General features: G+C 73.8%; 10 protein-coding genes. 4 read left to right on the top strand and 6 right to left on the bottom strand.

The window, feature by feature from the left end:
- Window positions 1-73: 73 nt before the first annotated feature.
- Complete coding sequence (locus OG247_RS28195; protein WP_327254845.1) at window positions 74-922, top strand: aldo/keto reductase; 849 nt, start codon at window positions 74-76, stop codon at window positions 920-922.
- Window positions 923-1,040: 118 nt separating this feature from the next.
- On the opposite strand, the gene nudC is transcribed toward OG247_RS28195, so the two are convergent.
- The 5 genes from nudC to OG247_RS28170 form a co-directional block, all read right to left on the bottom strand.
- On the bottom strand, window positions 1,041-1,994 hold the full coding sequence (gene nudC / locus OG247_RS28190) for an NAD(+) diphosphatase (protein ID WP_442813432.1): 954 nt from the start codon (window positions 1,992-1,994) through the stop codon (window positions 1,041-1,043).
- A gap of 96 nt (window positions 1,995-2,090) precedes the next feature.
- A complete protein-coding gene (locus OG247_RS28185) occupies window positions 2,091-3,500 on the bottom strand; it encodes a dipeptidase (RefSeq protein ID WP_327254843.1) in 1,410 nt (469 codons plus the stop codon).
- Between the two features lie 10 nt (window positions 3,501-3,510).
- Window positions 3,511-7,662: an ATP-dependent DNA helicase gene (locus tag OG247_RS28180; RefSeq protein ID WP_327257660.1), complete on the bottom strand. Its 4,152-nt coding sequence runs from the start codon at window positions 7,660-7,662 to the stop codon at window positions 3,511-3,513.
- 107 nt (window positions 7,663-7,769) lie between these two features.
- On the bottom strand, window positions 7,770-11,690 hold the full coding sequence (locus tag OG247_RS28175; RefSeq protein WP_327254842.1) for a UvrD-helicase domain-containing protein: 3,921 nt from the start codon (window positions 11,688-11,690) through the stop codon (window positions 7,770-7,772).
- A gap of 276 nt (window positions 11,691-11,966) precedes the next feature.
- A complete protein-coding gene (locus OG247_RS28170) occupies window positions 11,967-12,326 on the bottom strand; it encodes an MGMT family protein (RefSeq protein ID WP_442813431.1) in 360 nt (119 codons plus the stop codon).
- A 178-nt stretch (window positions 12,327-12,504) separates the two neighbouring features.
- Here OG247_RS28170 and OG247_RS28165 point away from each other — a divergent pair, with 178 nt between their 5' ends.
- Together OG247_RS28165 and OG247_RS28160 are read left to right on the top strand one after the other, a co-directional pair.
- Window positions 12,505-15,351: a lysylphosphatidylglycerol synthase transmembrane domain-containing protein gene (locus OG247_RS28165; RefSeq protein ID WP_327254840.1), complete on the top strand. Its 2,847-nt coding sequence runs from the start codon at window positions 12,505-12,507 to the stop codon at window positions 15,349-15,351.
- Window positions 15,352-15,392: 41 nt separating this feature from the next.
- Entirely contained in the window at window positions 15,393-16,352 is a 960-nt protein-coding gene (locus OG247_RS28160; protein WP_327254839.1) for a GNAT family N-acetyltransferase, read from the top strand.
- A gap of 22 nt (window positions 16,353-16,374) precedes the next feature.
- Here the strand turns inward: OG247_RS28160 and OG247_RS28155 are convergent, their stop codons facing one another.
- A complete protein-coding gene (locus tag OG247_RS28155; RefSeq protein ID WP_327254838.1) occupies window positions 16,375-17,115 on the bottom strand; it encodes a YwiC-like family protein in 741 nt (246 codons plus the stop codon).
- 247 nt (window positions 17,116-17,362) lie between these two features.
- Between OG247_RS28155 and OG247_RS28150 the strand changes: the two genes are divergently transcribed.
- On the top strand, window positions 17,363-21,055 hold the full coding sequence (locus OG247_RS28150) for a nitrate reductase subunit alpha (RefSeq protein WP_442813664.1): 3,693 nt from the start codon (window positions 17,363-17,365) through the stop codon (window positions 21,053-21,055).
- Window positions 21,056-21,057: the final 2 nt, after the last annotated feature.

Below are 21,057 nucleotides of genomic sequence, written 5' to 3'. Positions count from 1 at the left end.
GCCCCCGCCGAGGCGGGGGCTTCTGCGTTCGCGATCACTTGGACGAGCTTGAACAAGGGGGAGGGAGCGGCACGTGACCACGACCGTGTTTCGCATCGGTGGGGATCTGGAAGTGCGCAGGCTCGGTTTCGGGGCCATGCACCTGGCCACGGACCCGGGTCCGGGCCGTGAGGGTTCCCTCGCGGTGGCCCGGCGGGCCGTCGAGCTGGGCGTCACGCTGATCGACACCGCCCACATGTACGGCTGGGGCGCCAACGAGGAGCTGCTGGCCGAGGCCCTGCACCCGTATCCGGACGGGGTCCTCGTCACCACCAAGGTCGGCATCGCCCGATCCGTCCCGTCGGGCGACTGGACGCAGGACGCGCGGCCGGCCGCGCTGCGCGAGCAGGTCGAGCAGGCGCTGCGCCGGCTGCGGGTCGAGCGGATCGAGCTGCTCCAGCTGCACCGCATCGATCCGCGGACGCCGCTCGCCGATCAGATCGGCGCGCTGCGGGACCTGCGGGCCGAGGGCAAGGTCGGCCGGATCGGGCTGTCGGAGGTCACCGTCGGCGAACTCGGCGCGGCCCGGGAGATCGTCGACATCGCGAGCGTGCAGAACCGCTACAACCTGCTCGACCGGGAGCACGAGCCCGTGCTCGCGGCTTGCGAGGCGGCGGGCATCGCGTTCCTGCCCTGGGCCACCGTCGCCCGGGGGCGGTCCGGGGCGACCGCCGAGATCGCCGCCGTGGCGGCCGAGGCCGGGGCCACCCCCACGCAGGTGGCACTCGCCTGGCTCCTGGGCCGCTCGCCGGTCATCCTCCCGATCCCGGGCACGGCCCGGATCTCCCACCTGGAGGAGAACCTCGCGGCGGAAGGCCTCCGGCTGACCGAAACCCAGCGCGCCCGCCTCGACCGGCTGTCCGAGCAGTCCGGCCGGAGCTAGCAGTCCGAGCAGTCCGGCCAGGGCCGGCAGAGCGGGCAGTCCGGCCAGGGTGAGCAGGCGTGAGCCACGAAGGCCCCCGCCGGAGCGGGGGCCTTCGCCGGTGTACGGGTGGGGCGGGTCAGGCGTTCGTGACCGGCTTCGGGAGCGGCTTTCCGTACCAGAGCTCGACCAGGCGGGCCGCGATGGAGATGCCCGCCGGCGGGAGGACCTCGCCGGACTCGATCGCCGTGCGCAGGTCGTCGCGGGAGAACCAGCGGGCCTCCTGGATCTCGTCGCCGTCGACCTCGATGTCGAAGGTCACGGCGCGCGCCGTGAAGCCCAGCATCAGGCTGTACGGGAACGGCCAGGGCTGGCTGGCGACGTAGTCGACCTCGCCGACCTTGACGCCCGCCTCCTCCCACACCTCGCGGATCACCGACTGCTCGATCGACTCGCCCGGCTCCACGAATCCCGCGAGGGTGGAGAAGCGGCCCTCGGGCCAGTGCACCTGGCGGCCCAGCAGCGCGCGGTCCTGATCGTCCGTGACCAGCATGATCACGGCCGGGTCGGTCCGCGGGTAGTGCTCGGCCCCGCAGCCCGGGCAGCGGCGGATGTGCCCGGCCGCGGCGACCACCGTGCGCTCGCCGCAGCGGGAGCAGAAACGGTGCATGCGCTGCCAGTTCTCCAGCGCCACCGCGTGCACCATCAGCCCGGCGTCCCGCGCGGAGAGCAGCATTCCGGCCTCGCGCAGGCCGGCCGGGCGGGCCGACTGGTCCATGCGGCCGGGCAGCGAGTCCTTCTGCAGCGCGAAGTACCGTACGCCGTCCTCGTCGGTCCCCAGGAAGTACCGGTGGGTCTCGGTGACCGGGGCCTCGAAGGCCGGGGTCATCACGATCGCGGTGCCGCCGTCGGGGGCGTCGTCGATCAGGACCTGGCCGCCCGAGACGACGAAGACACGGGTGCTGGGGTGGCTCCACGCCGCGGCGAGCCACGCCTCGTCGAGGCGGTGGTGCGCGGCGCGGTCGATTCCGCTGGGCGCGGCCAGCGAGATCGGGCGCTCGGACTCGGTATGGGTGCTCACAGGTACTTCCAACTCCCCCGGTGGCGGGACACAGGCAGGCTCAGCAGGACGGACGGGTGTGCGGTGGCGTGTGCGGCGTGCAAGGCGCGTGCGGCGCCTGTGGCGTCGTCAAGCGGACGCCGGCTTCCAGTGGGCGGCCAAGTCGCCCCAGAGGTAGGCGGCCGTCTCGACCCCCTTGGCGAGCAGGTCGAGCTCGACCTTCTCGTTCGGCGAGTGCCAGCCGTCGGAGGGCACGGAGATCCCGAGGAAGAGGACGGGGGCGTTCAGCACGTCCTGGAGGTCGGCCGCCGGCCCCGAGCCGCCTTCCCGCGTGAAGCGGACCTTCTGGCCGAAGGCCCTGCTCATGGCGCGTACGACCGACTGCAGCGCCGGGTGGTCCAGCGGGGTCAGGCACGGCCGGGTCGGGGCGCCGAAGGTGATGGCATGCCGGATCCCGGCCGGGACGCGCTCCGCGACCCAGGCCGTCACGGCCGTCTCGACCTCGTAGGGGTCCTGCCCGGAGACCAGGCGGAACGACAGCTTCAGGTGCGCCGAGGCGGGCACGATGGTCTTGCCGCCGGGTCCCTGGTAGCCGCCGCCGATGCCGTTGACCTCGGCGGTCGGGCGGGCCCAGACGCGCTCCAGCGTGGAGTAGCCGGCCTCGCCCGAGGCCGCGTAGGACTTGGCCGTACGGAGCCACTCGCTCTCGTCGAAGGGGAGCTCGGCGATCAGCGCCCGCTCCGCGTCGGTGAGCTCGGCGATGTTGTCGTAGAAGCCGGGGATCGTGACCCGCTCGTCCGCGTCGTGCAGGGCCGCGACGAGGCGGGCGGCGACGGTGGCCGGATTCGGCACGGCGCCGCCGAAGGCACCCGAGTGGATGTCCTGGTCGGGGCCGAAGAAGTCGATCTCGCAGTCGGCGACGCCGCGCATGCCGGTGCAGACGGTGGGCGTGGTTTCGGACCACATGCCGGTGTCGGAGACGATCACGACGTCGGCGGCGAGGCGGGCCGCCTCGCGCTCCACGAGGGCGCGGAAGTGCGGGGAACCGGACTCTTCCTCGCCCTCGATGATCAGCTTGAGGTGCACGGCGGGGGCGGACGCGCCGGTCGCGGCGAGGTGGGCCCGGACGCCGAGGGTGTGGAAGAAGACCTGTCCCTTGTCGTCGGCGGCGCCGCGCCCGTACATCCGGCCGTCCTTGATCACCGGCTCGAACGGGTCGGTGTGCCAGCCGTCGGCGAGGGCCGCGGGCTGCACGTCGTGGTGCCCGTAGACGAGGACGGTGGGGGCGGCGGGGTCCTCGCTCGGCCATTCGGCGAAGACGGCGGGGGCGCCGGCCGTCTGCCAGACCTCGGTGACCGGGAAACCGGTCTCCTTGAGCTTCGCGGCCAGCCAGTCGGCGCTGCGCCGTACGTCGTCCGCGTGCTCCGGCTGGGCCGAGACGGAGGGGATGCGGAGCCAGTCGGCGAGGTCGTCGAGGAAGGCCGCGCGGTGGGTTTCGATGTACGTGCGGACGACGCTGTCCGCCGGGGTGTCGCTCATGGCCACGAGCCTAGCCGTCCGTTCGATGGTCACTTTCCGTGTCCGTTTTGCCTTGGAGGATCTGCTCAAGACGAGCACGGTCGGGAAGGTTCCGGGGGCGGATCACGCGGCCGCTGCGGACGTGCAGGAACACTGCCGTGACCCGGGAGAGGGGGGTGTTCGTGGCCTCCGCCCAGGCCAGGCGGTAGACGGCCAGCTGGAGGGGGTCGGCCTCCGTGGTGCGGCCGGTCTTCCAGTCGACGATCTCGTAGCCGGCGCTGCCGCCGTCCGGCTCCTCGGTGCGGTAGACGGCGTCGATCCGGCCGCGGATCACCCGGCCGGCGAGGGTCAGCTGGACCGGGACCTCCATGCGGAACGGGGTCCGGTCGGCGTACGCGCTCCGCTCGAAGGCCGCCTTGAGGGAGTCGAGGTCGGCCTCGTCGGCGATGTCCTGGTCGGAGCCGTCCCCTCCGGGGGGCTGGGCTCCGGGGAGGTCGGTGAGGGGGTCGAGGACGTCGAGGTGCGGCAGCGGGAGCTCCTCGAAGCGGGACTCCACCCAGGCGTGGAACCGGGTGCCCTGACGGGCGGCCGGCTGCGGGGGCTTGGGCATGGGGCGGGCGAGGTCGCGTACGAAGCCCTGCTCGTCGGAGGCGAGACGGAGCAGCTGGCTCGCGGAGAGCGCGGGTGGGAGCTCCACGTCGCGGACGGCCTCGCGGGCTCGGCGGAGTTCGCCCTCCAGGGCGTCGAGGTCGCGGTCCCAGGAGGCGATGGCTCTTGCGTCCTCGGGGGTGAGCGGGCCGGTACCGGGTACGGCCACGGGGCCGGGCCACGGGACGGCTTCGCCGGGTGTCACGGGGCGCGGGCGGGGCCCGGGCTCGGCCCAGTCGGCTTCCTCCGGCCACAGGTCGTCGCCGGGCGCGGCGGGGCGCGGCGGGGGCTTGGCGGCGGCCCAGTCGGCGTCCCCGGCCGCGTCCTCGTCCGCGTCCTCGGGCCACAAGTCGTCGTCGGCTGCACCGGGCGCGGCGGGGCGCGGGCGGGGTGCGGACCGGGACGGGGCTGCGTCCTCCGGCCACAGGGGGTCGGCGCTGCCGGGCGCGGCGGGGTACGGCTGGGGTGCGGACCGGGACGGGGCTGCGTCCTCCGGCCACAGGGGGTCGGCGGTGCCGGGCGCGGCCGGGACCGGGCGGGACGTGGAGCGGGCGGTGTCCTGCGGCCACAGGGGGGTCGGGGGGGCTTCTTCCCCCGCCCCGCCCCTTCCCGAAACCGGGGCTTCGCCCCGGACCCCCTGCGGGGTGCCGCCCGCGGCGGCGTGCACGCCTGTGCCGGGGTGGCCTGCGGGCGCACCCCGGCCCGGCCCGGTCTGCGGCCTGGTGGCGGCCGTGGCGGTCGGCCCGTCGGCCGGGTCCGGCCTCGGGATCGCCGCGGCGGTGGGCCCTTCGGCCTGGTCGGGCCACGGGGCGTCCCCCCCGGCGGCTGCTTCAGCCGGGTCCGGCCACGGGGCCGGGGGCTCATCGTCGTAGGCGGGGTCTTCGCAGTGCGGGGGCCAGAGGTAGGCGTCCTCCGGGGCGGCCGGGTACTCCGGTGCCTCCGGGGGGTCGGCGTACCCCGACCGGCCCGGTGTCCGCGCGCGGTCCGAGGCGCCCGGGGTCCCCCGGTGGCCCGAGGACCCCTCGCGGGTCGGGTGGAGGTAGGACTCGACCAGGGTGGCGGCGGCTCGGCGGAGGGTGAGGGAGGTGGGGTCCAGGGGGAGCGGCCAGGAGTGGTCGGGGGTGGAGTCCGTGGAGAGGGCCGGGTTCTCCGCGTCCGGGGCGGGGGTGTCGGCCCAGGCTTCGATCTCGCCGTGGCCCGCGGCGCAGTGTTCGTACAGGGCGGAGAGGAAGGAGGACGGGCCGCGCGGCTTCTTCTGGGTCGGGCCCCACCAGTGGCCCGAGGCCAGGAGGAGCGAGCGCGGGCGGGTGAAGGTGACGTAGCCGAGGCGGAGCTCCTCTACGGCCTTGTGGGACTTGAGGGCCGACTTGAAGGCGCGCAGGCCCGGCGAGGTCCATTCCGGTGTGGGCGGGAGGGTCGGCGCGTCCCCGCGCAGGGCGTACGGGAGGACCTTCGCGTACGAGGTCCAGGCCTCCGGGGCCTTCTCCTTCGGGAAGGAGCCGGCGGAGAGGTCGGGGACCACCACCACGTCCCATTCCAGGCCCTTGGACTTGTGGGCCGTGAGGACCTTGACCGTGTTCTCCCCGCCGGGGAGAGCGTGGTCCAGGCCCTTTTCGTACTGGGCCGCCGTGCGCAGGAAGCCGAGGAAGGCGAGGAGGGAGGCCTCGCCGTCGAGGGAGGCGAAGCCGGCCGCCACGTCCATGAAGCTCGACAGGGTCTCCCGGCGGCGGGCCGCCAGGGCGTGCGGGGACGAGGCCAGCTCCACGTCGAGGCCGGTCGTCGCCAGGACGCGGTGCAGGACGTCCATCAGGGGGTCCGAGAGGGAACGCCGCAGGTCGCGCAGTTCCTGGGCCAGGTGCGCGAAGCGGACCCGGGCGGCCGCGGAGAAGGGCAGCTGGTCGGGTGCGGACTGGCCCGCGCCGTCCAGGAAGGTTTCCAGGGCGTCGGCCAGCGACACGATCTCCGCCGGGTCCACGCCCTCCACCGCCGCCGCGAGGCGGTCGTCGTCGGAGGAGGAGGGGGAGGAGCGGGAGATCAGCGTGCGGGCGCGCCGGCCCAGCAGCGCCAGGTCGCGGGCGCCGATCCGCCAGCGCGGCCCGATGAGCAGCCGGACGAGCGCGGCGTTGGCTCCCGGGTCCTGGAGGACCTCGCAGACGGCGACGAGGTCCGCGACCTCCGGGAGGTGGAGCAGGCCGGACAGGCCGACCACTTCGACCGGGACGTCGCGCTCGACGAGGACCGCCTGGATCCGCGCGAAGTCCCCGCCCGAGCGGCACAGTACGGCGATCTCGCGCGGCTCGGTTCCCGTACGGACCAGGTGGGCGATGGAGTCGCCGATCCAGTCGAGCTCCTGGGCGTGGGTCTCCAGCAGCGCGCACCGGACGGAGCCGTCGCGCTCCGCACCCGGTGCGGGGCGCAGGGCCTCGACTCCCTCGTGCAGGGCGCGCAGCGGGACGGCGAGCTCGTTGGCCAGGTCCAGGAGGCGGCCGCCGCTGCGCCGGTTCTCGCTGAGGGAGAAGCGGGTGGCGGGACTGCCGTCGGCGTACGGGAAGTGCTCGGGGAAGTCGTCCAGGTTGGCCACGGAGGCGCCGCGCCAGCCGTAGATGGCCTGGCAGGGGTCGCCGACGGCGGTCACCGCGTGCCCGGTGCCGGCGCCGAACAGCCCGGACAGCAGCAGTCGCTGTGCGACCGAGGTGTCCTGGTACTCGTCGAGCAGGACGACGCGGAACTCCTCGCGCAGCAGGGCGCCGACCTCGGGCCGGGTGGTGGCGAGCTGCGCGGAGAGGGCTATCTGGTCGCCGAAGTCGAGGAGGTCGCGGGAGCGTTTGGCGGCGCGGTAGCGGGAGACGAGCTCGAGGAGTTCGAGGCGGCCGCGGACCGCCTCGGGCACCTTGCGCAGGTCCTCGTTGCTCAGCTTCACGTCCGCGAGGGCGGAGAGCAGCTCCGTGTCGTACGCGCGCAGGCGCTCCGGCGGTACGAGGTGCTCGGAGAGCTCCCCGTCGAGCGCGAGCAGGTCGCTGACCAGGTCGGGAACGGATTTGGTGAGGGACGGGTAGGGCCCGGGGGCCTCGCGCAGTACACGGGCGGCGAGCTGGAAGCGGGTGGCGTCGGCGAGCAGCCGGGCGCTGGGCTCCAGGCCGATGCGCAGGCCGTGGTCCTTGAGGAGCTGTCCGGCGAAGGCGTGGTAGGTGGCGATGCGCGGCTCCCCTCCCGCGGAGTCGGCCTCGGCCGGGGAGGGGTCCGGATCGGTGATCCCGGCCCGCGCGAGGGCGGTCCGTACCCGCTCGGCGAGCTCGCCGGCGGCCTTGTTGGTGAAGGTCAGGCCGAGCACCTGCTCGGGTGCGACCGCGCCGGTGCCGACGAGCCAGACCACGCGGGCGGCCATGACGGTGGTCTTGCCGGAGCCGGCGCCGGCCACGATGACCTGCGGGGCGGGCGGGGCGGTGACGCAGGCCATCTGTTCGGGCGTGAAGGGGATCCCCAGGAGCTCCTTGAGCTGCTCGGGATCGGTGAGGGCCGGTTGGCCCCGGGGCACACGGCCCTGGGGAACGGGGCCCTGGGGAACGGGGCCCTGGGGAACGGACGGACGCGCGGACACGTAAAAAGGCTAGCCGCACGCACCGACAGTCCCCGCCGCGCGGCCTACTCCACCGTCTGGCGGCCCTCCGGGCGGGCGCTGCACGAGGCGCGGAAGGAGCAGTGGTCGCAGTGCTTGCCCAGGACGGGCGCGAAGCGCTCGTCGAGGACCCGGCCGGCCGCGGTGGCGAGCAGGTCGCCGACCCATTCGCCGGGAGCGCCGCCCTCCAGGGCCTGCTGCGCCTGGATCTTGGGCACGGTGTCGCCGCCGTCGCGCTGGGCGGCGCCCTGGCGCAGCTGCACGAGTTCGGCGCCGCCCGGTGCGGGGCGCAGTCCGTCGAAGACGTCGTCGACGGCGCCCTCGCGCACGGCGAGCTGGTACACGGCGAGCTGCGGGTGCCGTTCGACCTCCTTGGCGGTCGGCGCGGACTTGCCGGTCTTGAAGTCGACGACGTACGCCCGGCCCTGCGCGTCCGCCTCGACCCGGTCCATGGAGCCGCGCACCCGGACGGCGTACTCCCCCGCTTCGAGGGTGACGTCGAAGTCGTGCTCGGTGGCCACGGCCGCCCGGCCGCCGCGGTCGGTGGTGTGCCAGCGCAGGAAGCGCTCCAGGGCGGCGCGGGCGTTGTCCTTCTCCTGGCGGGACTTCCAGGGGGCGTCGAAGGCGAGCGAGTCCCAGACGGAGTCGAGGCGTTCCATGAGGACGGCGAGGTCGGCGGGAGTGCGGCCGGAGGCGACCTCGTCGGCGAGGACGTGGACGACGTTGCCGAAGCCCTGGGCGGCGGTGGAGGGGGCGTCGGCCTTGACCTCGCGGCCAAGGAACCACTGGAGGGAGCAGGTGTTGGCGAGCTGCTCCAGGGCGGAGCCGGACAGGGCGACGGGGTGGTCGCGGTCGCGGAGCGGGACGCTGCTGCGGGTGGGCTCGTACAGGCCCCACCAGCGCTGCGGGTGCGCGGCGGGGACCAGCGGGCGGTCCTCGTCGTCGGTGAGCACGGCGAGCCGGGCGAGGCGCCGGGCGGCGGCGTCGCGCAGGGCGGGCGAGGCGTCGGGGTCGACGGTGGTGGCGCGGAGTTCCGCGACGAGCGCGGGGACGGCGAGGGGGCGCCGGGGGCGGCCGGTGACGTCCTTGACGGGGACGCCGAGCTCGGTGAGGAGGCGGGAGGGCTGGTCGCCGTCCTCGGCGGGGGCCTTGACGGCGGTGACGACGAGGCGGTCGCGGGCGCGGGTGGCGGCGACGTAGAACAGGCGGCGCTCCTCGGCGAGGAGCGCGCCGGGGGTGAGGGGTTCGGCGAGGCCGTCGCGTCCGATGCGGTCGGCTTCGAGGAGGGAGCCGCGGCGGCGCAGGTCGGGCCAGAGCCCTTCCTGGACGCCCGCGACGACGACGAGGCCCCACTCCAGGCCCTTGGAGCGGTGCGCGGTCATCAGGCGGACGGCTTCCCGGCGGGTGGCGCGGGGGGTGAGGGTGTCTCCGGCGATGTCCTCGGCCTCGAGCTGTTCGAGGAAGTTGAGGGCGCCGCGGCCGCCGGTACGTTCCTCCGCGCGGGCGGCGGTGTCGAAGAGCGCGCAGACGGCGTCGAGGTCACGGTCGGCGTTGCGGCCGGCGGGCCCGCCGCGGCGGGCGCTGCGTTCGAGGCGCTGCGGCCAGGGGGTGCCGTCCCAGAGGGTCCACAGGACCTCCTCGGCGGTGCCGCCGCCGGCGAGGAGTTCGCGGGCCTTGCGCAGCAGCAGGCCGAGGCGCTGCGCTCCGCGGGCGTAGGCGGGGTCGTGGGCGACGAGCCGCTCCGGCTCCGCGAGGGCGCGGGCGAGGAGGACGTCGGAGGGCGCGGGGGTGCGGACGCCGGCGGCCCGCTCCTCGTCGCGCAGGGCGCGGCCGAGCCGGCGGAGGTCGGCGGCGTCCATCCCGCCGAGCGGCGAGGACAGCAGCACGAGCGCGGCCTCGACCCCGATCCACGCTTCGCCTGCGGCGGGCTCGCCGGATCCGGGTCCGGCCTCGGTGCCGGGCCCGCCGGCGCCGCCTTCGGCGGCGGGTGAGGTGTCCCGCCCACCCGCCCCGTCCGCACCGGCAAGCCCGCCCTCGCCACCGGAAACGGCCCCGACTCCGTCGGGGAGCACGCCCTGCGCCCCGGCGGGGGCGGCGGCGGAGCCGGACAGGCCGGTGCCGGCCGCGGCGGCGGACGAAGTCTCCCGCCCACCCGCCCCAAAAGTGCGAGCAGGCTCGCCCGCACCGCCGACCGCGTCGGGAAGCTCGCCCTCCGGCACGGCCGGGACGTCAGCGGAGCCGGACAGGCCGGTGCCGCCTACCTCGGCGAGGGAGGCATCCCGGGCATCCGCCTCGGAAGTGCGAGTGGGCTCGCCCGCACCGCCGACCGCGTCAGGAAGCACGCCCTGCGCCCCGGCCGGGGCGGCGGCGGAGCCGGACAGGCCGGTGCCGGCCGTGGCGGCGGAGCCGGGCGGAACGGTGCCGCCTGCCGCGGCGAGGGGGGCATCCCGGGCATCCGCCCCGGAAGTGCGCGTGGGCTCGCTCGCAGTGGCGTCCGCGGTGACGGAAGCGGGGTCGGCTTCGTCGGGGAGGTCGTCCTGGGGTGGCGGGGCCTCGGCGGATGCGGGGGTGGCCGGGTCGGGTGGGGTCGGCGCGGTGTGGGATTCCGCGAGGGTGCGGAGGGCCGTGAGGAGGGGGGCTATGGCCGGCTCGTGGCGGAGGGGGGCGTCCGTGCCGTCGGTTTCGGCCGGGACTCCCGCCGCGATCAGGGCGCGGCGCATCTGCGGCAGGGTGCGGCCGCCCGCGCGGACCAGGACGGCCATGTCCTGCCACGGCACGCCCTCCTCCAGGTGGGCCCGGCGCAGGATGTCGGCGATGTTGTCCAGTTCCGCGCCGGCCGTGGGGTAGGTGAACACCTCGACCCGGCCGCCCTCGCGGGTCGACGCGAGCGCGCGGTGGGCCCGTACCGCCGCCGAGGGCAGGCGCGGCACCTGCATGCGGGTGGTCAGGTGGCGGGTGGCGGTCAGGAGGACCGAGGCCGAGCGGCGGGAGATCGTCAGGGCGTGGACCTGCGCTCCGGGGAAGGAGGTCTCGAAGTCCAGGATGTTGTTGATGTCCGCGCCGCGGAAGGCGTAGATCGACTGGTCGGGGTCGCCGAAGGCGGTCAGCCGGCCGGAGGGGCCGGCCAGCGCGCGCAGCAGGCGCAGTTGCGAGGCGTCCGTGTCCTGGTACTCGTCCACGTAGATCACGTCGTACAGGGACGACAGCGACGGGGTGCGCTCCGCGAGGAGGACCGCGCGGTGGAGGAGTTCCGCGTAGTCCAGGGTGCCCTGGAGGTCCAGGACGTCCAGGTATTCGGCGAGGAAGGCCGCCGCCGCCTTCCAGTCCGGGCGGCCGATGCGGGACGCGAAGTCGGACAGGGCCGTCGGGCCCAGGCCCAGCTCGCGGGCTCGGGCGAGCACCGCGCGGACCTCGTCCGCGAAGCCCCGCGTGGTCAGCGCGGCCCGCAGGTCGTCCGGCCAGCGGATCGAGCGGATCCGGCGCTGGCCTTCGAGGAGGGTACGGACCATGACGTCCTGCTCCGGGCCGGAGAGGAGGCGCAGCGGGTCCGCGAAGAGTTCGGCGTCCTGGTGGGCGCGGACCAGTCCGTAACAGAAGGAGTGGAAGGTGGTGGCCTGCGGGGCGCGCGCCCCGCCGAGCCGCAGGGCGGTCCGGTCGCGCAGTTCCACCGCGGCCTTGCGGCTGAAGGTGAGGATCAGGACGCGGGCGGGGTCGGTCCCGGACTCCACGCGGGCGGCGACCGCCTCGACCAGGGTGGTCGTCTTTCCGGTGCCCGGTCCGGCCAGGACGAGCAGCGGGCCGCCGGTGTGCTCAACCACCGCCCGCTGCGCTGCGTCCAGCACAGGGGGATCCACCCGCTCCGCACCGGTACGCACCAGGCGGTACGCGTCCGGGGTCCGCGTACGCCGCCGCTCGGTGCGGTGGCCGTCGGAGGAAGAGGTGTTCACGTGGGGTGCCGGTCCTGGTGGGTCTGCCGTTGCGGCGGTCGCTGCCGCAGCGGTTGCTGCTGCTGTGGTGACGGCCCGGGCGGTGGCCGCGGCCGAAGCCTTGGCCGAAGCGGTGGCCGAAGCCGAAGCCGAAGAGGCAACGCTACGGCACGGCGCGCGGCGGGCGCAGTTTCCCCGGGAGTCCCGTCCTCACTGCCATCCGGTCCCCCGCATCCCCCGTACGGGGTTTCGCACGTCCCTTCGACCACCCCTCCGGGCCGCACATGGCCGAAGCTGTCACATGTGACCTTCGTCCCGCGCTGTGTCCCCGTCGTGGTCCCCGTCGTGCCCGTCCCAGCGTGCCCGCCGCATGTCGAGCCGCGGTTCGCCGTCGCCGGTGAGCCGCAGCGGGGTGGCCTCGGCCCGGTAGTTCTCCAGCGCCCGCCGCTCGCTGCCGGGCAGCGGACGGCCGTCCGCCCGCACCACGCGCCACCAGGGCACGGCTCCGCCGTACAGGGCCATGGCCCGGCCCACTTGACGCGGCCCGCCCTCGCCGAGCCACTCCGCGATGTCGCCGTACGTCATCACCCGGCCGGGCGGAATCCGCTCGGCCGCCTCCAGCACCCGCTCCGCGTACGCCGGCAGCTCTTCGCTCATTCGGCCCATGGTGCCGCACCGGACCCACAGGGGAGCGGCAAGCGCGTGGAAGCCGGTGTTCCGGACCGGCTCGCACCCTGCTGCCCCCCGCGGGCGTCGGTCCATGCCACCATCTTCCGGGCGGTGACGCGTGATACGTGATCAAGAAGAGACGGAAGTGACGGGAAAGGAGCAGGGTGTGAGTCCTCCGGACGGCGCGGCGGCGAACGACGGCGCGCGCCCAGACGAAGGCCCGCCACAGGGCCGCGAGGACGCGCACGCGGACCTGCCGGCGGCTCCCTCTCAGGCCCAGACCGAGGCCCAGACCGAGGCCCAGCCCCAGGCCCAGGCCCAGGCGGCGGTTCCGCCTCCGGCCCCCGCTCCGGACCCGGCCCCCGAGGACGTCGAGACCCCGCACGGCCACACCCCGACGGCCGCCGACCAGGTCGAGGTCGACGAGCCGCTGCTCGCCGCCCGGGTGCACCGCCCCTCCGACCTCGTACGCCTCCTCGTCGGAATCCTCGGCATCGCCGTCGTCCTCGCCATCGCCGCCTTCGCCCACGGCACCACCGCGGGTCTGGAAGCCGACATCAGCAACGGCACGGGCCAGGCGCCCGACGTGCTGATCAAGGTCGCCGGGCTGGTCTCGAGCATCGCCGTGCTCCTCGTCCCGGTGGCTTTCGCCATCGAGAGGCTGATCAAACGCGACGGACTGCGCATCGCCGACGGCGTGCTCGCCGCCGTCCTCGCGCACGGGGTCACCCTCGCCACCGATCTCTGGGTCTCCCAGGCCGCGCCCACGACCATCCAGGAGGCCCTCACCCGTCCCACCATGGCCGACGGGGCCCTCACCGATCCGGTCCACGGCTACCTCGCGCCCGTGATCGCGTACATGACGGCCGTCGGGATGACCCGGCGTCCCCGCTGGCGCGTCGCCCTGTGGGTGGTCCTGCTGCTGGACGCCTTCGCGATGCTGGTCGGCGGCTACACCACCCCCTTCTCGATCATCCTGACCGTGCTGATCGGCTGGAGCGTCGCGTACGGAACCCTGTACGCGGTCGGCTCGCCGAACGTCCGCCCCACCGGGCAGAACCTCCTCGCGGGACTGCGCCGGGTCGGCTTCCAGCCGGTCAGCGCGATGCGCGCCGAGTCCCCGGAAGGCGGCGACAGCACCGAGGTCAGCGACCGCGGGCGGCGCTACCACGTCACCCTGGAGGACGGCCCGCCCCTCGACGTCACCGTCGTGGACCGGGAGCAGCAGGCCCAGGGCTTCTACTACCGGGTCTGGCGCCGCCTGACGCTGCGGGGGATCACCACCCGGCGCAGTCTGCAGTCCCTGCGCCAGGCGCTGGAGCAGGAGGCGCTGCTCGCGTACGCGGCCATCGCCGCCGGAGCCAACGCGCCCAAGCTGATCGCCACCTCCGAGCTGGGTCCGGACGCCGTGATGCTCGTCTACGAGCACCTGGGCGGCCGGAGCCTGGACCAGCTGGCCGACGAGGAGATCACCGACGAGCTGAGCCGCAACGCCTGGCAGCAGGTACGGGCCCTGCAGTCCCGGCGGATCGCGCACCGGCGGCTGACCGGGGACGCGCTCGTGGTGGATCGTTCCGGCAGCGGCACCGGCGCCACCGCCGGCGGTGGCGCCGCGGCGGGCACCATCACCCTGACCGATCTGCGCGGCGGCGAGATCGCGGCCGGCGACCTCGTGCTGCGCATGGACATCGCGCAGCTGCTCACCACCCTCGGCCTGCGGGTCGGCGCCGAGCGCTCGGTCGCCTCGGCGGTGTCGGTGCTCGGCCCGGACGCGGTGGCGGACTGCCTGCCGCTGCTCCAGCCGATCGCGCTGAGCCGCTCCACGCGGGCGACGCTGCGCAAGCTGGCGCGGGAGCGGGCGGACCGCGAGCGGGAAGCCGTACTGGAGTCCTCGCGGGCGGCGAAGGCCTTGCGCGAGGCGGGCTCCGCCTCGCCCGCCACCCGCTCAGCCGTCGAGAAGAAGGCCGAGAAGAAGGCTTTGGACGACGCGCTCGACGGGGCCCGCGAGGAGGATCTGCTGAGCCAGATCCGCCAGCAGGTGCTGCTGATCCGCCCGCAGGCGCCGGTGGAACCGGCCCGGCTGGAGCGGATCCGGCCGCGCACGCTGGTGTCGTTCATCGCGGGCGCGTTCGGCGCGTACTTCCTGGTCACCCAGATCGCGCACGTCGACTTCGCCACCACGATCGGCGACGCGCAGTGGGGCTGGGTCGGGGTGGCGCTCGCCTTCTCGGCGCTCACCTATTTCGCGGCGGCGATGAGCCTGCTGGGCTTCGTACCCGAGCGGGTGCCGTTCCTGCGGACCGTACTGGCCCAGGTCGCCGGATCCTTCGTGAAGCTGGTGGCTCCGGCCGCGGTCGGCGGTGTCGCGCTGAACACCCGCTTCCTCCAGCGGGCGGGCATCCGGCCCGGACTCGCCGTGGCCAGCGTGGGCGCCTCGCAGCTCTTCGGGCTGGCGAGCCACATCCTGCTGCTGCTGTCCTTCGGCTATCTGACGGGGACCGAGAAGACCCCCGAGATGACCCCGTCGAGGACGGTCATCGCCGGTCTGCTGACGGTGGCCGTGCTGGTGCTCGTGGTGACGGCCGTGCCCTTCCTGCGGAAGTTCGTGGCGACCCGGGTACGGGCCCTGTTCGCCGGAGTGGTCCCGCGCATGCTGGACGTGCTCCAGCGGCCGCAGAAACTCCTGACCGGCATCGGCGGAATGCTGCTGCTGACGGGCTGCTTCGTGATGTGCCTGGACGCCTCGATCCGCGCCTTCGGCGGCGGCGAGGCCATCAGCTACGCGAGCATCGCGGTGGTCTTCCTGGCCGGCAACGCCCTCGGCTCGGCCGCTCCGACACCGGGCGGCATCGGAGCGGTGGAGGGCGCGCTGACGCTGGGCCTGGTCGCGGCGGGGCTGGACGGCCAGGTGGCCTTCTCGGCGGTGCTGCTGTTCCGCGTGGTGACGTTCTGGCTGCCGGTGCTGCCGGGGTGGATCTCCTTCAACTTCCTGACGCGCAAGGAAGCGATCTAAATCCCCTGGAGCCCGGTCGGAGCCCTGCTTAGGGTGGCCGGATGAACGGGACCAGCGGGGCAAGCAGCACGAGCGGCATACAGGTCGTATCCGACCGGGCCGAGTGGCGGGTCGGCTTCGAGGAGCGGGTGCTCTCCGGGTACCGGGCCGCGGGGTGCTCGGAGCCCCTCGCCCGGGCCCTGCTGGAGCGGGCGCTGAAGGGCGTCGACGGCTGGACGGTGGCCACGGACGGCGACGCCGGATGGATCGCGGTCGGGGTGTCCGAGGACAACGGAGCCACCGTGGGCCGGATCCACGACCTGACGGCAGTGGCACCGGAGGCGGCGGCCGCGGCCCGCACGTGGGCCGAGCGGTGGTGCGCCGAGCGGGGCGCAGGGCGGGTGGAGGTCCGGCTCAGCGGCGGATCGGGAGCCGGGGCCGAAGCCGCAGCCGAACCGGGACCCGCGGCCACAACCACAACCACAGCCGGACTGTTCGCCGGCTACCCCGTGCGCGGCCAGAACCGGATGCGCGCCGTGGCCGAGCGCCCCGAGCTGCCGCCGGGCCTGGGCGTCCGCCGGCTCACCCAGGAGGAGTACCCCGGCTGGTACGCCGGCGAGGTGGCCGCGTACGTCGCGGACATCGTCCGGGCCGGAGCCCTGACCCCGGAGCAGGCCCGGGCCAAGTCCGACGAGGACTTCGCCCGGTACCTCCCGCAGGGTTACCGCACCCCCGGGCACGCCTTCTACGCGATGGAGGCGGACGGGCAGGTGATCGGCACGGGCTGGGTGAACCACGGCCACCTGCCGGGCGTCACCTTCGGCTTCTCGCTGGAGGTGTACGAGGAGCACCGCGGCAAGGGCTTCGGCCGCGCCGCGATGTCCGTCGGCGAGTGGGCCGTCCGGCAGGGCGGCGACGAGGCGCTGATGTTCAACGTGTTCGGCGGCAACGAGGTGGCGATGAGCCTGTACGACCGCACGGGCTTCGCCGTCCTGGACGAGTTCCGCTCCCTGCCCCTCTGAAACACCCCCGGCGTCGCACCCGTCAGAAGATCAGCAGCAGCGAAGCCGGCAGGGCCGCAGACCCGACGATTTCGACGGTGCCGACCACCGCCACCTTGAGCCCGCGGCCGGGGAGCGCCGCGGCCCGGGCCAGGTAGGCCGCGAAGGGGAGGGCCAGCCACGGGGAGAGGCAGGCCGCCAGGGCGGTGGCCATCGCGTGGTAGGCCACCGAACCGCGGTAGTACGTACGGGAGTTCCGCTCCCTGATCATCGTCTTCACGTACGGGACCGTGCCCGCGAAGTACAGCAGGCAGGCGGCGGCCGGCGCCCAGGGCAGGCCGCCCCCTCCGAGCCGCGCCGCCACCAGCAGCATCCCGCACGCCGGGACCACCGCGGCCAGTCCGTTGGCCAGGGCGCGCTCGCGGTTCCGCAGCGCGAACCAGGAGTTCACGGCCACGAAGGGCGCCGCCGCCGCGCCCGCGAGCAGCAGCCAGGGGTGGAGCACCGCGAGCGGGATCCCCGCCAGGGCGGTCGCCGCGCCGAGTACGAGGGCCGGGCGGACGTGCCGCCGCGCCACCTCCGGGCGCCTGGCCGCGACCCGGCGCAGGCGCAGCCACTGCTGGGCGTGGAAGACCGCCGCGTAGCCGAGGAGCCAGGCCGTCAGGAGCAGGGCGTGCTGCCATCCGGGCCGCGGCGAGAGGAACGTGCCCGCGAGGAAGGGCACCGTGAGCATCGCCCACGCCCCGTGCTGGTCCGGGATCCAGGAGACCTTCTTCGGCGGCACGTTCTGCGACCTTCCCCGCTAATTGGTATTCGGGCTCGTAATTTTCCGGCCGTACAAAGGAGTTGGCCTTCTCCAGCGTGGCATCCACTCGACCTGTGAAAGACCGGAATTAGGTCACGCCCGTACGGGACCTTTGTCATCGGATTCGCCTCCGCGCCGGGCGTAGCGTCGTGTCTGGGTCATCTTGCCCGGACCCCACGCACCGCCTTTTATTCCGGCCTGGAGGGTCGCCTTGAACGAGCGCCACATACGCGACGGACACCAGGACGCCGCCGAATCGCTGATCAAGGCGGGCAGCTTCTTCAGGACCGCCGAGGTCTCCGGCGACCTGCGGACCGTCCACCACACCGGCGGCCGCGCCGCGGAGGCCTTCTACCGCGACCGGTGGAGCCACGACAAGGTCGTGTACTCCACCCACGGCGTGAACTGCACGGGCTCCTGCCGGTGGAAGGTCTACGTCAAGGACGGGATCATCACCTGGGAGACGCAGTCCACCGACTATCCCTCGGTGGGTCCCGACAGCCCCGAGTACGAGCCCCGCGGCTGCCCGCGCGGCGCCTCGTTCTCCTGGTACTCCTACTCCCCCACCCGGGTGCGCTACCCGTACGTGCGCGGCGCCCTGCTGGAGATGTACCGCGAGGCCAAGGCGCGCCTCGGCGACCCGGTCGAGGCCTGGGCCGACGTCCAGTCCGACCCGGTGCGCCGGCGTACGTACCAGCAGGCGCGCGGCAAGGGCGGGCTGGTGCGGGCGACGTGGGAGGAGGCGACGGAGATCGTCGCGGCCGCCCACGTGCACACGATCAAGGAGCACGGTCCGGACCGTGTCGCCGGCTTCTCGCCGATCCCGGCGATGTCGATGGCCTCGCACGCGGCCGGCGCCCGCTTCCACTCGCTCATCGGTGCGCCGATGCTGTCCTTCTACGACTGGTACGCCGACCTTCCGGTCGCCTCCCCGCAGGTCTTCGGGGACCAGACGGACGTCCCGGAGTCGGGTGACTGGTGGGACGCCGCGTACCTGATGATGTGGGGCTCGAACGTTCCCGTCACGCGTACCCCGGACGCCCACTGGATGGCCGAGGCCCGCTACCGCGGCCAGAAGGTCGTCACCGTTTCCCCCGATTACGCGGACAACACCAAATTCGCCGATGAATGGATGCACCCGCACCCCGGTACGGACGGTGCGCTGGCCCTCGCGATGGGCCATGTCATCCTCAAGGAATTCTTCGTCGACCAGCAGACTCCCTTCTTCACGGACTACGTCCGGCAGTACACGGACCTGCCTTTCCTGGTGTCCCTCAGTGAAACCGAACAGGGCTTGGTTCCCGGCAAGTTCGTCACCGCCGCCGATCTCGGTCAGGACACTGAGAACGCGCAGTGGAAGACCGTCCTGATCGACGACACGACCGGCGAGGCCGTCGTCCCGAACGGCACGCTCGGCCACCGCTGGGGCAAGAACGAGAAGCCCGAGTGGAATCTCGAACTCGGCGACACCGTCCCGCGCCTGACCCTCCACGCCGCCGACGGCGAGGGCGTGGAGATCACCCTCCCCCGCTTCGAGGACGACGAGCAGGGCGTGGGCGAGGACGGGAAGCCGCGCGGCACCATCCGCCGCGGTGTGCCCGTACGGCGCCTGGCGACCGCGGGCGGGGAGCGGCTGGTCACCACCGTCTTCGACCTGATGCTCGCCCAGTACGGGGTCGGCCGCGAGGGCCTGCCCGGCGTGTGGCCCACGGGCTACGAGGACGCGAGCGCCCCGGGCACCCCCGGCTGGCAGGAGTCGCTGACCTCGGTCCCGGCGGCCCAGGCGGCGCGCGTGGCACGGGAGTTCGCGCAGACCGCCGAGCAGTCCCGGGGCCGCTGCATGATCCTGATGGGCGCGGGCACCAACCACTGGTTCCACTCCGAGACCATCTACCGCTCCTTCCTGGCCCTGCTCACCCTCACCGGCTGCCAGGGCCGCAACGGCGGCGGCTGGGGCCACTACGTCGGCCAGGAGAAGTGCCGCCCGGTCACCGGCTGGGCGACGCTGGCCGCCGCCTCCGACTGGTCGCGCCCGCCGCGCCAGATGATCGGCGCGGCCTGGTTCTACCTGCACACCGACCAGTGGCGCTACGACACGCTTCCGGCGGAGGCGCTCGCCTCCCCGCTCGCTTCCGGCGCCTTCGAGGGCATGACGGGCTCGGACTGCCTGGCGGCGAGCGCCCGGATGGGCTGGATGCCCTCGTACCCGACCTTCGACCGCAACCCGCTGGACCTGGGCGAGGCCGAGGACCCGGTGGCGTCCGCCGTCGAGCAGCTCAGGAGCGGCGAGCTCGGTTTCGCCGGCGAGGACCCGGACGCCCCGGGCAACTGGCCTCGCGTGCTCAACGTGTGGCGGGCCAACCTGCTGGGCTCCAGTTCCAAGGGCAACGAGTACTTCCTCAAGCACCTCCTGGGGACCCACTCCAACCTGCCCGAGGACGGGCCGCGCTGCACGCCGAAGGACGTGACGTACCGGGAGGAGGACGTGGAGGGCAAGCTCGACCTGCTCATGTCCATGGACTTCCGGATGACGTCCACGACGCTGCTGTCGGACGTGGTGTTCCCGGCGGCCACCTGGTACGAGAAGCACGACCTGTCCTCCACGGACATGCACCCCTTCCTGCACGCCTTCACCCCGGCCGTGGACCCGCCGTGGCAGGCGCGCTCCGACTACGACGCCTTCAAGGGGCTGGCCGAGCGGTTCGGTGAGCTCGCGAAGACGCACCTGGGCGTGCGCAAGGACCTGGTCGCCACCGCCCTGCAGCACGACACCCCGGGCGGTGAGATGGCGCAGCCCGGCGGGGTCGCGCTGGACTGGTCGAAGGGCGAGTGCGAGCCCGTACCGGGCCGGACCATGTACAACCTGGCGGTCGTGGAGCGGGACTACGGGGCGGTCGGCGAGAAGTTCGCCGCGCTCGGCCCGCTCGTCGACACGCTGGGCGTGACCACGAAGGCGGTCACCTTCGACGTGGCCGAAGAGGTGGCCTACCTCGGCGCGAAGAACGGCACGGTCCGCGGCGGCGTCGCCGACGGCCGCCCGCGCCTGGAGACGGCCCAGCAGGCCTGCGAGGCGATCCTCTCGCTGTCCGGCACCAGCAACGGCCGCCTCGCCACGCAGGGGTTCGAGACCCTGGAGAAGAAGGTCGGCACCCCGATGGCCCACCTGGCCGCCGAGGCCGAGGGCAAGCGGATCACCTTCGCCGACACCCAGGCCCGCCCGGTCCCGGTGATCACCTCGCCGGAGTGGTCGGGCTCCGAGTCCGGTGGGCGCCGGTACACGGCCTTCACGATCAACACCGAGCACCTCAAGCCCTGGCACACCCTCACCGGCCGCCAGCACTTCTTCATCGACCACGACTGGCTGCACGAGGTCGGGGAGTCCCTCCCCGTCTACAAGCCGCCGCTGAACATGCACACCCTGTACGGGGAGCCCGAGCTCGGCACGATCGACGAGAAGGCGAAGTCGGTGGCCGTCCGGTACCTGACCCCGCACAACAAGTGGGCGATCCACAGCCAGTACCAGGACAACCTCTACATGATGACCCTGGGACGCGGCGGCCAGACGGTCTGGATGTCCCCGCAGGACGCCGAGGCGATCGGCGTCGCGGACAACGACTGGATCGAAGCGGTCAACCGCAACGGCGTGATCACCGCCCGCGCGATCGTCTCCCACAAGATGCCGCCCGGCACGGTCTACATGAACCACGCGCAGGAGCGCACGGTCGGCGTCCCCAAGACGGAGAAGACCGGCCGCCGCGGCGGCATCCACAACTCGCTGACCCGGGTGATGCTCAAGCCCACCCACCTCATCGGCGGCTACGCCCAGCTGACCTGGGCCTTCAACTACCTCGGCCCGACCGGAAACCAGCGCGACGAGGTGACGGTCATCCGCCGCCGCGACCAGAAGGTGGAGTTCTAAGT

The organism is Streptomyces sp. NBC_01244 (genome assembly GCF_035987325.1).
Taxonomy (GTDB): domain Bacteria; phylum Actinomycetota; class Actinomycetes; order Streptomycetales; family Streptomycetaceae; genus Streptomyces.
Note: the sequence above shows the minus strand (reverse complement) of the source record. Positions and strands in the feature narration are given on the sequence as shown.

What these genes read in the sequence shown, in the direction of transcription:
- OG247_RS28185 (WP_327254843.1), bottom strand. Translation starts at nt 3,500, where the DNA reads ATGAGCGACACCCCGGCGGACAGCGTCGTCCGCACGTACATCGAAACC.
- OG247_RS28170 (WP_442813431.1), bottom strand. Translation starts at nt 12,326, where the DNA reads ATGAGCGAAGAGCTGCCGGCGTACGCGGAGCGGGTGCTGGAGGCGGCC.
- OG247_RS28160 (WP_327254839.1), top strand. Translation starts at nt 15,393, where the DNA reads ATGAACGGGACCAGCGGGGCAAGCAGCACGAGCGGCATACAGGTCGTA.